Here is a 14724-nt window from a genome sequence, read left to right as displayed (position 1 = left end):
ACAGTTATCAGCTCCGCCGCCAACAGGCAGATCAGCCAATTTTCATTTATAATTTCATTATTATATGGTAAGAACCCGTATCACAGAATCGTGTACGGGCTCTTTACCTCTGCACAGGAGATTTTCAGTTCCGGAAATGCCTGTGTCAGTTCTTTTTTCATTGCATCCATAAAAATATATTCTGTTCCGTAGTGTCCGGCATCGATCAGCGCCAGTCCCTGCGCAACCGTATCAATTCCTGTATGGTGGTCGATATCACCGGTCACATACACATCCGCACCGGCCTTAATGACATCCTTGATCATGCTCTTGCCTGATCCTGTACATACAGCAGCACATTTTACCATACTGTCCAGATTCCCATAAACCTTTACATCATTTAACTTCAGAGACTCTTTGACAAGCTGTGCATACTCTCTCAGTGTCATTTCCCGTGGAAGTTTCCCAACTCTGCCAAAGCCCTGTACTTCCCCATCTCTCTCTTCAGTTATGGAAAGGACTGTGGTATCATGCATCTTCGTATAGTCTGCACTCAGATCCGCCATACCCAGCACATCATAATTGGTATGCATCGCATAATAAACAATTCCTTTCTGTATCAGCGTAAGGATCTTTCTTCCTGTAAAGCTGTGATTATTGATTTTCTTAATTCCGGAAAAGATCATGGGATGATGGGTAATGATCATATCTGCCCCATCCTCTATGGCCTCAGCCAGTGTTTCCTCTGTCAGATCCAGAGCCAGAAACACATGGCTGATCTCATTTGTATCATCTCCTGCGAGAAGTCCTACGTTATCCCAGTCCTCTGCTGCATCTGACGGGTACTTCTTCTCCAGCCAGGAGGTCAGTTCATATGCCTTCATATTCCTCTAAAGCAGCAATAACTGCCTGCTTTTCCTCCTCTATCTCGCCCGCACGCTTCTCTGCATTGGGCGCATTCTTTAATCTGTCAAGAATCTCATTGCGGATGCGAAGCTCTCTTTCCAGATACTCCCGCAGAACAGGATGCTTTCTTTCCAGAAGCATTCCTCCAAACCACTCATCTAAAGTATAAGGAGTATCTTCTGAAATATGCATCTTTTCTCCATGAATTACCTTCATCATAGGATAAAACTTGCCATCCTCCAGAACCATCTCCTCCTCTGTGATCTGCCAGCCGATTTTTCTGACAAATCTGCGAAAATGGGGGATATCTGACTGAGGCTGCAGGATCATTTCCCGAAAGCTCTCCCTGACCTCTGCCCCGTCAGTAAGAATCCTCTCCATGAGAGGGCCGCCCATTCCTGCGATCACAAGAGTGTCGCCCTCTCCCGGTTTCAAAGCCTCAAGTCCGTCTGAAAGCCGGGTTTCTATGTATGCGTCCAGTCCATACTGAGAAATATGTTCCTGCGCTCTGGACAACGGGCCTTTTCTTACATCCATGGCAATCGCACCCGGAATCTTTCCATCCAGATAAAGCGAAACCGGCAGGTATCCATGATCGCATCCCACATCCACAAGTCTGTTTCCCCTGGTCACCAGGCCTGCTATTGCAGACAAACGTAATGAAAGCTGCATAACAGGCTCCTTAGTCCAGATAATCCTTCAGTTTACGGCTGCGGCTCGGATGACGAAGCTTGCGGAGAGCCTTTGCCTCAATCTGACGGATACGTTCTCTTGTTACATTAAATTCCTTACCAACTTCCTCCAGAGTTCTGGCACGTCCATCGTCCAGGCCAAAACGCAGACGCAATACTTTCTGCTCTCTGTCTGTCAATGTGCTCAGAACCTCTACCAGCTGCTCTTTCAGCAAAGTAAATGCTGCTGCATCTGCAGGTACAGGTACATTGTCATCCTGGATAAAGTCTCCAAGGTGGCTGTCCTCTTCCTCACCGATAGGTGTCTCCAGAGATACAGGCTCCTGGGAGATCTTAAGGATCTCACGTACACGCTCTACAGACATATCCATCTCTTTTGCAATTTCTTCCGGCGTAGGTTCACGTCCAAGCTCCTGCAGTAACTGACGGGAAACGCGGATCAGTTTGTTAATAGTCTCAACCATATGCACCGGAATACGGATGGTACGTGCCTGGTCTGCGATTGCTCTGGTGATTGCCTGACGGATCCACCATGTAGCATAGGTGCTGAATTTATAACCCTTGCGGTAATCAAATTTCTCAACCGCTTTGATCAGACCTAAGTTACCTTCCTGGATCAGATCAAGGAAAAGCATTCCACGTCCCACATATCTCTTTGCAATGCTGACAACAAGACGAAGGTTTGCTTCTGCCAGACGTTTCTTGGCAGCCTCATCCCCATTCTCCATTCTCTTTGCAAGTTCGATTTCCTCTTCTGCTGAAAGAAGCGGAACCTTACCAATTTCCTTCAGATACATACGTACTGGATCCTCGATGCTTACACCTTCAGGAACAGAAAGATCGATCTTGTCAAGCTCAATCTCTTCTTCATCCAGCTTATCAATGTCTGCATCGTCATCATCCAGGATCATATCATCTGCATTACTGTCTGTAATCCTAAGCACATCCACTCCACTGGCTTCCAGAAAGTCAAATACTTTCTCCATCTGTTCAACTCCCAGTGGCTGGTCCTTAAAGAAGTCATTGATTTCCTGGTATTCCAGTACATTCTTTTTCTTTTTGGCAAGCTCCAGAAGTTCTACCAGTTTTTCACTGAATTTACCCATATTCATTTCCATATGTGCTCTATACCTCCATATAGTGTTTATATTTTATCCTTATTCAAAAGAAATATGCAGCTGCTGCCGCTTTCTTCCAAGCTCTTCCAGTTCTTTCTTTGCTTTTACAAGTTCCTGCAGTCCCTGTATATCTGTGGGATCCCAGGTTCTGTTTCTCTCTTTCAGACTCTCATCCTTAATCCTGATCACAGCATCCGAAAAAGCCCGGTTCTGTTCCTCCGGAGTCTCCAGATGGATCGTTGCATTAAAAAGGGATGAAACCTCTCTCTGCTCTTCACTGTCAATGAAAGCATTCATAAGCCTTGCAGGATTCACATCGCCATCCCTGTGCTGCCGGTAAAGCATCTCTGCCACCTGCCTGTACAGAGGAACCACGAAATCTGAAGGCTGGATATATTTTTCCACTGTATCAAATATGCCCGGATAAGTTACCAGCCAGGTAAGCATCAGCTTCTGTGCTTTCTCTGCTGCACTCTCCTTCTTCTTTTGCTGACCTGCTCCCACAGGTTTAGGCTGAATTCTCTGCTCTGCCGGAGTTCCCTTCATTGCAAGAGCTCCGACTCTCTTTTTCAGATTCTCCACACTGATCCCACTGCTTCTGTAATCCTTTACGATTGCTTCTATGTAAAGATTTCTCTCCAGTTCATCGGAAAGCTCCAGAAGCATCTGCGCACACCGCTCAAAGAAACGGTTCTGTCCCTGGGGTTCCTCCATTGGAAATTCCCGCTCTGCCATATGTATGCGGAACATAAAGCTGTCCATAGCCTGCTCCAGACGTTTCTCAAACTCTTCCGCTCCAAGTGCCTTGATAAATTCATCCGGATCTTTATGCGGCTTAAGATTTACCACTCTCGAAGAAACACCGGCTTCCCTCAGAATAGGAATGGCACGAAGGGCAGCCCTCACGCCTGCATCATCACTGTCATACAGAAGCAATACCTCCTGAGTATAACGCTTCAGCAGACTTGCATGTCCGGAAGTAAGTGCCGTTCCCAGCGATGCAACCGCATTGGTAAACCCTGCCTGATGCATGGATATCACATCCATATATCCTTCACACAGGATCAGATAATTTTTTCTCGTGGTTCTTGCAACATTCAGCCCGTACAGATTCCGGCTTTTATCAAAGATCGTAGTCTCCGGCGAGTTCAGGTACTTCGGCTTTCCGTCACCCATCACTCTGCCTCCAAATCCGATCACGCGGTTATTCACATCCATGATCGGGAAAATAACCCTGTTCCAGAACTTGTCATACATTCCCCTGCGTTCATCCACATTGAACAGGCCGGAATCCCGCAGCAGTTCGTCACTGTAATTCTTTGACTTCAGATATTTGTACAGATCGTCACTGTACTTATCCGAATATCCCAGGCCAAACTTCCTGATCGTCTCCTCACTGAGTCCTCTGCCTGTCAGATATTCATGTGCCTGTCTGCCACTCTCACGACGCAGCTGATAATAGAAATATCCTGCTGCAAGCTTATTGATCTCCAGAAGGGCAGCCCGACGTTCTGCTTTCTTCTTTGCTTCTCCGGAATATTCAATCTTCGGAAGCTGCACCCCTGCCCTGTCTGCCAGATGCTTCAGTGCCTCTCCAAAGGTATAATTCTCATATTCCATCACAAAATTAAATACATTCCCGCCTGCTCCGCATCCGAAGCAGTAATACATCTGCTTCGCCGGTGTTACCGAAAAAGAGGGAGTTTTCTCATTATGAAACGGACAAAGTCCAAAATAGGTACTTCCTCTTTTGTTCAGCTTCACATACTGGGATACAACATCTACAATATCATTCTTCATCCTGACTTCTTCAATGATATCGTCTGAATAACGCATGCTTCGTCCTCCTTCTTGATGATTAATAGACTTCCCATGCTTTTGGTATGTAAATCTCCCGGAATTTCCTTATAGAATACTGGTCTGTCATTCCTGAGAGATAGTCACATACTGCCTGTTCCTTCTTCTCTCCACGCACGATCAGCTCCCTGTATTCTTTTGACATTGCTTCCGGGTATTCGACATAATATTCATATAACTCCGTCAGCATCTTCACTACCTTTTCCTCTTCCTTATGGGCTGCCGGATTCTCATATACATTCTGAAACATGAGAGCCCGCAGATCCATCATTGCCTCGTAGATCTCTGCTGACATCTTTATGGTATCCTGCTCAAGACTGTTCTCTATCACATCATGAACAAATGTATTGAGCCGCTCTCTGGTTGTATAACCGAGCAGCATCCGAAGCGTGACCGGAATATCATCCTCAGAAATAATCCCCGCCCGCTGTGCATCATCCATATCATGATGAATATAGGCGATCTTGTCCGAAAGTCTTACTACCTTTCCTTCGAGAGTAGACGGATTCCCACTGGTTCTGTGATTCAGGATACCATCCCGGACCTCCCATGTGAGATTCAACCCTTCGCCGTTCTTCTCCAGTACCTGTGCAACCCTGACGCTTTGTTTATAGTGGGCAAAGCCATCCGGATTCACTGCATCAAGAGCCCTCTCACCTGCATGTCCAAAGGGAGTATGTCCCAGGTCATGTCCAAGTGCGATCGCTTCTACAAGATCTTCATTCAGTCTCAGTGCCTTCGCTATTGTTCTGGCAATCTGTGATACCTCAAGAGTATGTGTCAGTCTGGTCCTGTAATGATCACCCTGGGGTGCCACAAAAACCTGTGTCTTATCCTTCATCCTGCGAAAAGCTTTACTATGAAGGATCCTGTCCCTGTCTCTCTGATAGACAGTCCGTACATCGCATTCTTCCTCCTGCCGCTCTCTGCCTCTGGAACAAAGACTCAAAGCAGCATAAGGACTGAGCATCTTTTGTTCACGCTGTTCCATGCTTTCTCTGATATTCATAAGCGATACCTCCACAAGCTGACAAAATACCTCTTATTAATTATATTCTACATAAAATTTCAAATTCCTCTTTTTTTCAAAAAAAAATTGAAATTTTTTTATATTTTTTTCAAAAAGGTGTTGACATTAGCTTTTACATTTGATATAGTATCACTTGTCGCGAGGGAGAGCAAAAGAATCCCAGAGAAATGCGATATGCGGAAGTGTCGGAACTGGCAGACGAGCAAGACTAAGGATCTTGTGAGCATTGCGCTCGTGTGGGTTCAAGTCCCATCTTCCGCATTTAAAGAATGAGGAACTATGAGAAGTCATGGTGCCTTATTTTTTTATTCTTTTTTCTACAATAATTCTTTTCTCAGGTAACCATTTTCCAGTCCCCTGCATAATTTATCAGGAAAGCATTATCTACAGGAGCTTGTATGGCTTTTTATCATATGCAGATGCAGCAGGAAAATATAGATACAGGACAATATCAGGTTACCGTATCAGACCGGCTGAACAATCGTCCCATAGAAAACGCACGCGTCAGAATCTCCTACACAGGAGCACCCGACAGTACCATTGAAGAAGTGGCAACAGATTCCTCCGGACGCACTCCTGTCATTGAACTTAAGACTCCACCTCTGGAATACAGTATGGAACCGGTTGAACAACAGCCCTACTCAGAATATACCATTCAGATCGAAGCAGAAGGCTTTGAACCCAAAGAAATCGCAGGAAGCCAGGTATTAGCAGATACTTTATCCAGACAGCCAACAACACTGAATGTCATGGAATCCGGCGAAACTTTCCAGAGAATTGTAATTCCTCCGCATACGTTGTTCTATGAATATCCTCCCAAAATCGAAGAAGCCGAGATAAAACCAATAAACGAAAACGGCGAAATCGTATTAAGCAAGGTCGTTGTCCCTGAATATATAGTGGTACACGACGGGCCTGTCAACGATTCCGCTGCAGGCAATTATTATGTACGCTACAAAGATTACATCAAAAATGTAGCCAGCAGCGAAATCTATGCCACCTGGCCCGACGATACCATCCGGGCAAATGTTCTGGCTATCATGTCTTTTACTCTGAACAGGGTTTATACGGAATGGTACCGGAACAAAGGTTATGACTTTACGATCACTTCCTCCACTGCCTATGATCACAAATGGATCTATGGCAGGAATATCTTTGCCAGCATTGACCGCATTGTAGATGAACTGTTTGAGAATTATCTTTCCAGACCAAATGTACGTCAGCCAATCCTTACCCAGTACTGTGACGGCAAACAGGTACAATGCCGAAACAGAGGCTGGATGACACAATGGGGAAGCAAGGCACTGGGCGATCAGGGATACTCTGCCATTGAAATCCTACGGACTTTTTACGGAAATGATATGTATATCAATGTGGCGGAAGCAATCTCCGGCATCCCCGCCTCCTGGCCAGGATATGATCTGGATATCGGTGCATCCGGAAATAAGGTAAGACAGATTCAGGAACAGTTAAACACAATCGCAGAAGCTTATCCTGCTGTCCCTGTTGTTACCGCAGATGGAATTTACGGACCTGAGACCCAAAATTCCGTCAGGATTTTCCAGAGCATTTTCGGTCTGGACCAGACAGGGATCGTAGATTATCCAACCTGGTATAAAATCCAGGAGATCTATGTGGCAGTCAGCAGGATTGCTGAGCTGCGTTAGGGTTGTAGCAAAAATATACGTAAAATGGCTGCCTCACCTACTGATATGTTATCTCACATATTTACCGGATTGGCAGCCGTTTTATTACCCTTACAACAGATATCACCTAAAAAAAGAAGCAAATTCATCTATCGATTCAGCAATATAATAATAGCTATCTTCGCTTGAACTCCAATAATATACTTTTCCATTCTCATTATTTACACAATAATAATTATCTCCCGAAGTCAGTACCACCAGCTCTGCTGGTGGTTTGAGATTGTTTCAATCATGTACCTCGTCCGCAAGAGCATATAGCTGTTCCAGCGTCATTTCCGCACCTTTTGTCACGATCAGATGTGTCTCTATTATTTCTTTATACTGCTGCAGTTGTTTCAGCAATTCTATTGTAAGGGGCGCTCCGGAAGCCCCACTCATACCGATGATAAGTCTCTTTCTCATTTTTCTTCCTTTCCTGACTTTTCCGTTCATATTAAAGTATGTTTAAAAAATTTTCCAACAATTTGCACAAATTATACCCGTTCGTTTCCTATTTCCTTCGCAATTCTTCTTTTCACATGGATTATTCCAACAAGGAATACGTAAGAAAGAATCCTGTCCAAAAGACTGTTACATCACAGAAACATTGCAGAATAATCTTCTATGATATAAAAAGCTCCCCTCAGTATCACAAATAATAATCACTGAGAGGAGCTGTAATTTCAGAACAGCAGAGCTGTTTTCTTATTAAGATATCTTCTTAGATTAAGAATTTTCTTTCCCAATCTTAACTTTACAATGTTTCCGATAACAGGCAATGCCATAATTTACAATATTCTTCATCCCGTCACTCTTTAACCTTGCAGCATACTGACGTTGTTCAATCTGTTTCAGAGCTTCTGTACAAGCTGCCTCCATTCTGTCTTCCTGAGCATATTTCATCTCGATCACCACTCCGACACGATTCTCCGGAACTTCCAGTAAAATATCACAATAACCTTCACCAGATTCTATATTCGACCAGACAGCCCAGTTCTCCATATGACTTAGCAGCCCCAGCAAAACTCCATGATAAAAATTTTCTTTTCTTCCCTTAACTGCCGTATCCCGAATACTGATTGTATTCCATAAATAGTCGTTAAACAAATCTTCTATCGTTTCTGCATCTCCATCTGGAAAAGCCATGCATAATTTATCAAGTTTCTTTACATCCTCAGATGACTTTTCCTGAAACCATTCCCTGATCTGAAGTTCAAACAATTCTTTAATTTCTCTGTTAGGAATTGCCAGACGTAACTTTCTGCTGTCTATTCTTTCACGTTGTGTTAAATACCCTGTTGTAAAAAGTATACTCCAAAGATTCTCAATGGATTTATCCAGTTCATTATATGTCAGTTCCTGTTTTATTTCTTTTATAACCGTTTCTCCCGAAATCAGGTTTTCGATTTCATCTCTCGTCTGTTTATTCGCTTTATCTATAAAACGACTCACAATGCTGTTGCTGCTGGTATTAGACCAGAAATCTTCTGGTATCGCATCAGGATCTGCACATAAATTTCTGCAATAACTGATCACGTCCCAGGGACAATACACTGCTTTCTTTCCAAACTGATAACCATCATACCATTCCCTGATTGTTTCATGGTAGTCAGAAAGCCCAAAATATTTCAGCATTTCTGCGACCTCATCATCTGTAAATCCAAAGAACTCATCAAACTGCACACTCGTAATTGAAAAAACATTAAAATTATTTAATTCTGTAAAAATGCTTTCCTTCGCAATTCTCAGGCATCCCGTAAGTACTGCAAAAAACAGGCTCGAATTTGTCTTCAAAACATTTCCAAACATGTTTCTGATCAAAGATACCATCTCGTCATAATATCCATACTGGAACGCTTTATCTAATGGCACATCATACTCATCAATCAAAAGAACCGCTTTTTTTCCATAATGTTTCTCCAGTAATACAGTTAATATAAGCAGCGCCTTCTCCATTGTGGCATCAGACATTTTGAAATCGCCATGATCATCAACGACAGTCAATGCTTTATAAGAGTTTTTTTCTTCCTCTGTAAGGCGGCTGCTCTCTGCCAGAGCACTAAGTCTCCACGCCTCCATTCCCAGAGTATTCTTCAGCGATTTCCGGGCTGACTCAAAATTTAATCCCTCCACATTCTTCAATGTAAGCGAAATTACCGGAAACTTTCCCATATATTCTTCACACAGTTCTTTTTCACGGGATACCTTCAGTCCATTAAACAGCGATTTATCACATCCGATTTCCAGAAATGACTGCAGCATATTCATATTCAGAGATTTTCCAAAACGGCGAGGACGTGTAAACAGATTCACTTCTCCCCAGTTATGAAGAAGTTCTGTTATCATTTCTGTTTTATCCACATAGTAAAAATTATGCCGGATTATTTTTTCAAAACTATCTATTCCAATTGGCAGTTTCTTTCTGTTCCGCATATTTTTCATCCTCCTTCATTACCAGATTTTGCAAGTCAAACGGATATTCGCAATCCGCATTCGGTTAAAAAATTCCCCGAAAAACAGCTTCCCTGATTTTAGATAATGATAACATGAAACATTTGTAACGTAAAGCAGGAGTTACTGCCACTTCGAGCCCGACTAAGCCAGAAATAATAACAGCAATTTTTATTTCAGACAGGAATTATTTATGCTAAAATATACCTAATTATAACAATTCCAACGTAATTTCCTAAGCATAACAAAACAGCAGCCATTGCGGTACTGTTTAGAGTATCTCACAATGGCTGCCTGTCTGATATCACAATTTCATTTGTTATTTCTTATACCAGAATTTCTTACATTTCACCAGTACCTTTCCATCCGGAGCATCTGTCATCATTCCAATTTTGAACCTGTAATTTTTTGTCTTTCCGGCCGGAATATTTACATTGTAGGTTTTGGTCGGTGTTGCAGTTTCATCCAGTGGTATCTCAAAATACATCGTTACCTTTGTAATCGTATAACTGGAAGTGTTCTGCATACGGGCAGTTATATACAGCTCTCCTGTGTTCGGATTGTACTCATATCCCTTGTAGCTGACTTTGAGCTGGTTTAGCTTAGGTGTCGCTGACTTATACCAGAACGATAAGCATTTTACCTTCGGCGCTTTATATGGCTGCTGAGTCATTTTTCCAATATAAACCGTCTTATTCACTGTCTTTCCGGGATTAATCGTTACACTGAAGGTCTGGGTTATGGTTCCATCCTCCATAATAGGTATCTCATATCCCATCTTCACTTTTGTAATCGTGTAACTCGAAGTATTTTTCAGACTCAGCTTCAGATATAACTTTGCTGTATCATTGTCATATTCGAATCCTCTGTAGGTTACTTTAAGCTGTTTGGCAGTTGGCTTGGCAGCAGCCGATGCTACCCTTGGGAAAAATAAAAGTGCCGCAAATGCCGCCAGAAGAAAAAATGCCAGATAGCTTCTACATTTTCCTGCAAATCGATTTTTCATACTCATAAAAATCTCCTCCTCTCTTGATGTGCCATTATAGTTTCAGGCAAATATCAGGAAATACTTTTGATACACCTGATATTTTTTCAGATTTATTATATATTTACAATACAATATCAGGAAGAAATTTTCTATTAACTATTGGTTAGTTTTTTATAAGCGCCATTACAGTCATCTATAACTTTGATTGTAATTGACCTAAAAAGAAGCAGATCTCCGTTTCTGAACTCAGAAATGAAAATCTGCCAGCTTAACTTATGATACTAACGGCAGTACGTAAGTCACCCAGAACCATGACATAGGCATGATCAGCACCATCGCCGGTATCATGTCCGCAGTTGGGAAGTTCTTCAGCTTCACCATACGAAAACCGGTTGCAAGCATCAGAAACCCGCCACAGGCTTTAAAGTCATTGATCATGCCCGGTGTAGTCAGCGGAAAAATCGCCGTTGCTGCAAAGAACAGGATCAGGAAAATAATCACCTGCGGAATGGCGATCATACACACTACCATTCCCAGGCTGCAGGCAAAAATAGCTGCTGTAAATAAATCCAGAATAGATTTGGAGATCAGCACTGAATGATCCCCGCTCATTCCGGATACGATAGAGCCATAGATTCCTGTTCCGCTTGCACAGAATAATACGATGATCGTCACCAGTGTATTCATAAACTCATCCTCAGAAAGCTCTGAATTTGAATTCTTGATAAATTTGCCGATCACACGCTGCATAACACCGGCACCGGCATTGATCCTTTCTCCAAGATGAATCGCAAGTCCGATTCCCGTACCGATCACAACAGAAAAAATAACCGCCGGCATATTTTCCATCAGACCGATGGTGCTGATTCCCATTCCCATAGAGCATACCCCGAATACAAGAGTAATATCCTCTTTGAATTTCGGACTTAATTTGTGCCCCACAAGAGTCCCCAGGATTCCGCCGATAACTATGGACAATGCATTGATAATTATTCCAATAGGCATAACTTTTTTCTCTCCTCCAGACAAACTCAGACAGATGTCACATTCTCAACACTGCCAAAAAATCAGTATATAACAAACTATAATTTTTCGCAATGTCAAAAATTCTTTACCTTTATTATAAAAGAATCCGACGTTACTGTTCACACACCACTATCCCGCGAGGTGTTTTGGCATGAATATGCCAAAATCCCGAGACATACAAGCCAAAATTCCATTGCCGCAGGCAATCTGGAATGAATTTGGGCTACGTTCATCCGTCAACTATAACAATTCTACAAAAAAGACAGATTTCTCTTTTTTAAAAATCTGTCTTTTTTGCAAATATTTTTACATTATTCACTTTTTTCACGCTCTGCCCGAGCTAACTATCTATAAAAATATTCTGTCTATCATTTATCTCAGATCAGTTTGACAATATCATTGTACATGACAAATACCATCAACGCCATCAACAGCATCAGCCCTGCGAAATGGATGCCGCCCTCCACCTGTCTGTTAATCGGTTTTCTGCGGATTGCCTCTATGACAAGAAATACCAGCCGTCCACCGTCCAGTGCCGGAAACGGAAGGAGGTTCATAACTCCAAGGTTTGCAGAGAGCAGAACTGCCATATTAAGCATATTCATCCACAGGATCATGGTTCCTTCGCTTTTGCTTTCCTCATACGTAGTTCCGATTGCATCCACAACTCCGACCGGACCACTCAGATCTTTCATTCCAAGCTTTCCGCTGACCAGCTCTTTCAGGCTGAGAATCGTTGTACGTACCATATATTTTACTTCTACGGCACCATATTTGACTACATTCAGCCCTTTTGCTTTTTCAGAATACATATTGTAGGTAAATCCTGATTCTGCCGTACGGTATTCTTTTGGTGTAACCGTAATATCATATTCCTGTCCGTCCCTGGAATAGGTAAGCCTTACAGACTTTTCTGTCAGCGGATTCTCCTGAATATATTTCTGGTAATCTGCTGCATTTGTAATCTTCACTCCATTAATGGATGTGATCACATCTCCCTGCCGAATCCCTGCTTCCTGCAACGGCATTCCATCCATTACAGATTCTACTGTCATGGCAGAAGTATCATCCCCGTTGAAATTGCAGCCCAGAAGGTATCTCACATTTGTATCCGACTTATAGGAAATATCCATCTTCTTTCCGTCACGCTTAACAGTCAGGTTAATGGTATCTCCCTCTTTCAGCTGGTTCAGATAGGAATATACATAGAGATCTTTTCCCAGATCAATGTGATATCCCTGATAACCGGTAATAATATCTCCCTCTTTCAGTCCTGCAGCCTCAGCCGCAGAACCTTCCTTTACGGAAAGAACTCTGGATGGTTCATATCCTACAGCACCTACAATGATCACAGACAATACAAATGCCATGATAAAGTTAAATACCGGTCCTGCGGCAACTACGGAAATCCTGCCCCACACAGACGCACTGTTAAAAGTTCCCGGTTCATTCTCTATGTCCGTATCCTCCCCCAGCATGGCACAGGAGCCACCGATAGGAAGAAGTTTCAGTGAATATCTGGTATCTCCTTTCTCAAAACTGAAAAGTCTTGGTCCCATTCCCAGAGAGAATTCTGTGACCACGATCTTATTCAGCTTTGCAAAAAGAAAATGTCCCAGCTCATGAAAGAGAATGATTGCACTGAATATGACAATTGCAATAATAATTTTCAATCTACCACCTGCTTTCAATCCAACGATAAGTTTCTTTCTCAATCTCCAGAATCTGATCCAGGTCCGGATCCTTTACTGCTGTATGTCTGCTCATAGACTGCCCGATAATCTCGTAAATATCCAGAAAGCTGATTTTTTTCTGAAGGAATTTGCGGACTGCCAGCTCATTTGCAGCATTAAAAACGGTTGGCATACTGCCGCCTGCCCTTGCCGCTTCCACCGCCATTGGAAGACCTTTAAAAGTTTTCCTGTCCGGCTCCTCAAAGGTGATCTGCTTCAACATATGAAAATCCAGTCTGTCGCCTTTTAAAAATCTTCTGTCCGGGTAGCATAATGCATACTGTATCGGAAGTCTCATATCCGGTGTTCCAAGCTGTGCCATCACTGCACCGTCCTCGAATTCCACCATAGAGTGGATAATACTCTGCGGCTGAACCACAACCTGAATATGATCCAGATCTACATCAAAAAGCCATCTGGCTTCCATAACTTCCAGACCTTTATTTACCAGAGTTGCAGAATCCACTGTAATCTTCTGTCCCATTACCCAGTTCGGATGCTTCAGCGTATCCTCCAGAGTCACCTTCTCCAGATCTGCTGTTTTCTTTCCGCGGAAAGGACCGCCGGATGCAGTGATGAGCAGTTTATGTATCTGCTCTCTTTTCTCTCCATGAAGTGCCTGGAAAATAGCACTGTGCTCGCTGTCTACAGGCAGGATCTGCACACCGAACTGCTTTGCCAGCGGCATGATCAGATGTCCGGCTGTTACCAGTGTTTCCTTATTTGCCAGAGCAATATCCTTACCTGCAAGGATTGCTTCCATAGTTGGTCTGATTCCTATCATTCCTACGATAGCGGTCACCAGAATGTCTGATTCCTCCATTCTGGCAAGTTCGATAAGACCACCCATCTGGCTTACGATTTTTACATCCAGATCCTGCACACGTACTGCCAGATCTCTGGCTGCCTCTTCTTTCCAGACTGCAACAAGTCTGGGATGAAATTCACGTATCTGCTTCTCCAGCATTTCTACATTGCTGCCTGCTGCAAGCCCAACTACTTCCAGGTCATCATTTGCACGTACCACATCCAGTGTCTGTGTTCCGATCGAACCTGTAGAACCTAAGACTGCTACTTTTTTCATATTGTACCTCATTTCAATACTTATACAACAATTTTATAAAATTACTTCTGACCTGACAGTTCTCATATCAGAAAATACTGTAAACATGTATATCAGAAGAATATATGCTCCGTTAGAGCGCGTCTGAAAAAGGCTTTCTGCAAGATGTGCGTCACAATTTGTGGGAATGATTTTT

Annotated in this window: 14 protein-coding genes and 1 tRNA gene; 2 read left to right on the top strand and 13 right to left on the bottom strand. The window is 42.9% G+C overall.

Going from position 1 to position 14724, the window contains the following annotated elements; translation table 11 throughout:
- Positions 1-80 precede the first annotated feature (80 nt).
- Genes I4V44_RS07615 through I4V44_RS07595 form a run of 5 tightly spaced genes read right to left on the bottom strand, consistent with a single transcriptional unit; the run spans position 81 to position 5561 of the window.
- Entirely contained in the window at positions 81-863 is a 783-nt protein-coding gene (locus tag I4V44_RS07615) for a Nif3-like dinuclear metal center hexameric protein (RefSeq protein WP_118521232.1), read from the bottom strand.
- Complete coding sequence (locus I4V44_RS07610; protein ID WP_008707630.1) at positions 850-1557, bottom strand: tRNA (adenine(22)-N(1))-methyltransferase; 708 nt, start codon at positions 1555-1557, stop codon at positions 850-852. Before I4V44_RS07610 ends, I4V44_RS07615 begins: the two co-directional genes overlap by 14 nt.
- Before the next feature lie 10 nt (positions 1558-1567).
- Positions 1568-2695 carry an RNA polymerase sigma factor RpoD gene (rpoD, locus tag I4V44_RS07605; protein ID WP_008707631.1) on the bottom strand — a complete coding sequence of 376 codons (1128 nt, stop codon included), beginning with the start codon at positions 2693-2695 and terminating at the stop codon, positions 1568-1570.
- A gap of 39 nt (positions 2696-2734) precedes the next feature.
- The gene (gene dnaG, locus I4V44_RS07600; RefSeq protein WP_026648543.1) at positions 2735-4531 is read right to left on the bottom strand and encodes a DNA primase; all 1797 of its coding nucleotides are present in this window, start codon (positions 4529-4531) and stop codon (positions 2735-2737) included.
- Between the two features lie 22 nt (positions 4532-4553).
- Positions 4554-5561, bottom strand: a complete 1008-nt coding sequence (locus I4V44_RS07595) for a deoxyguanosinetriphosphate triphosphohydrolase (protein ID WP_022380713.1) — start codon at positions 5559-5561, stop codon at positions 4554-4556.
- Between the two features lie 197 nt (positions 5562-5758).
- Between I4V44_RS07595 and I4V44_RS07590 the strand changes: the two genes are divergently transcribed.
- Both I4V44_RS07590 and I4V44_RS07585 read left to right on the top strand, forming a co-directional pair.
- Positions 5759-5843, top strand: a tRNA-Leu gene (locus tag I4V44_RS07590).
- A gap of 137 nt (positions 5844-5980) precedes the next feature.
- Entirely contained in the window at positions 5981-7249 is a 1269-nt protein-coding gene (locus I4V44_RS07585) for a peptidoglycan-binding protein (protein WP_118759483.1), read from the top strand.
- A 102-nt stretch (positions 7250-7351) separates the two neighbouring features.
- Here I4V44_RS07585 and I4V44_RS18185 read toward each other — a convergent pair whose 3' ends face one another.
- From I4V44_RS18185 to I4V44_RS18500, 8 genes are all read right to left on the bottom strand, one after another.
- Positions 7352-7489 carry an SMI1/KNR4 family protein gene (locus tag I4V44_RS18185; RefSeq protein ID WP_081703293.1) on the bottom strand — a complete coding sequence of 46 codons (138 nt, stop codon included), beginning with the start codon at positions 7487-7489 and terminating at the stop codon, positions 7352-7354.
- A 24-nt stretch (positions 7490-7513) separates the two neighbouring features.
- On the bottom strand, positions 7514-7690 hold the full coding sequence (locus tag I4V44_RS07575) for a flavoprotein (RefSeq protein ID WP_118521251.1): 177 nt from the start codon (positions 7688-7690) through the stop codon (positions 7514-7516).
- A 303-nt stretch (positions 7691-7993) separates the two neighbouring features.
- Entirely contained in the window at positions 7994-9700 is a 1707-nt protein-coding gene (locus tag I4V44_RS07570; RefSeq protein ID WP_196002552.1) for an AAA family ATPase, read from the bottom strand.
- Between the two features lie 337 nt (positions 9701-10037).
- Complete coding sequence (locus I4V44_RS07565) at positions 10038-10730, bottom strand: hypothetical protein (RefSeq protein ID WP_118330316.1); 693 nt, start codon at positions 10728-10730, stop codon at positions 10038-10040.
- A 249-nt stretch (positions 10731-10979) separates the two neighbouring features.
- Entirely contained in the window at positions 10980-11711 is a 732-nt protein-coding gene (locus I4V44_RS07560) for a DUF554 domain-containing protein (protein ID WP_025580331.1), read from the bottom strand.
- Positions 11712-12109: 398 nt separating this feature from the next.
- Positions 12110-13405 (bottom strand): RIP metalloprotease RseP, encoded by a 1296-nt coding sequence (gene rseP / locus I4V44_RS07555; RefSeq protein ID WP_196002551.1) that lies wholly within the window; start codon positions 13403-13405, stop codon positions 12110-12112.
- A gap of 1 nt (position 13406) precedes the next feature.
- Complete coding sequence (gene dxr / locus I4V44_RS07550; protein ID WP_008707653.1) at positions 13407-14549, bottom strand: 1-deoxy-D-xylulose-5-phosphate reductoisomerase; 1143 nt, start codon at positions 14547-14549, stop codon at positions 13407-13409.
- A gap of 33 nt (positions 14550-14582) precedes the next feature.
- Positions 14583-14717, bottom strand: a complete 135-nt coding sequence (locus I4V44_RS18500; RefSeq protein ID WP_420314075.1) for a DUF6783 domain-containing protein — start codon at positions 14715-14717, stop codon at positions 14583-14585.
- Positions 14718-14724: the final 7 nt, after the last annotated feature.

This window comes from Blautia sp. 1001283B150304_161114_C9 (genome assembly GCF_015668165.1).
Classification (GTDB): Bacteria; Bacillota; Clostridia; order Lachnospirales; family Lachnospiraceae; genus Blautia_A; species Blautia_A wexlerae.
The sequence above is the reverse complement of the archived record's forward strand: the minus strand, read 5'-3'. Positions and strand labels throughout refer to the sequence as shown.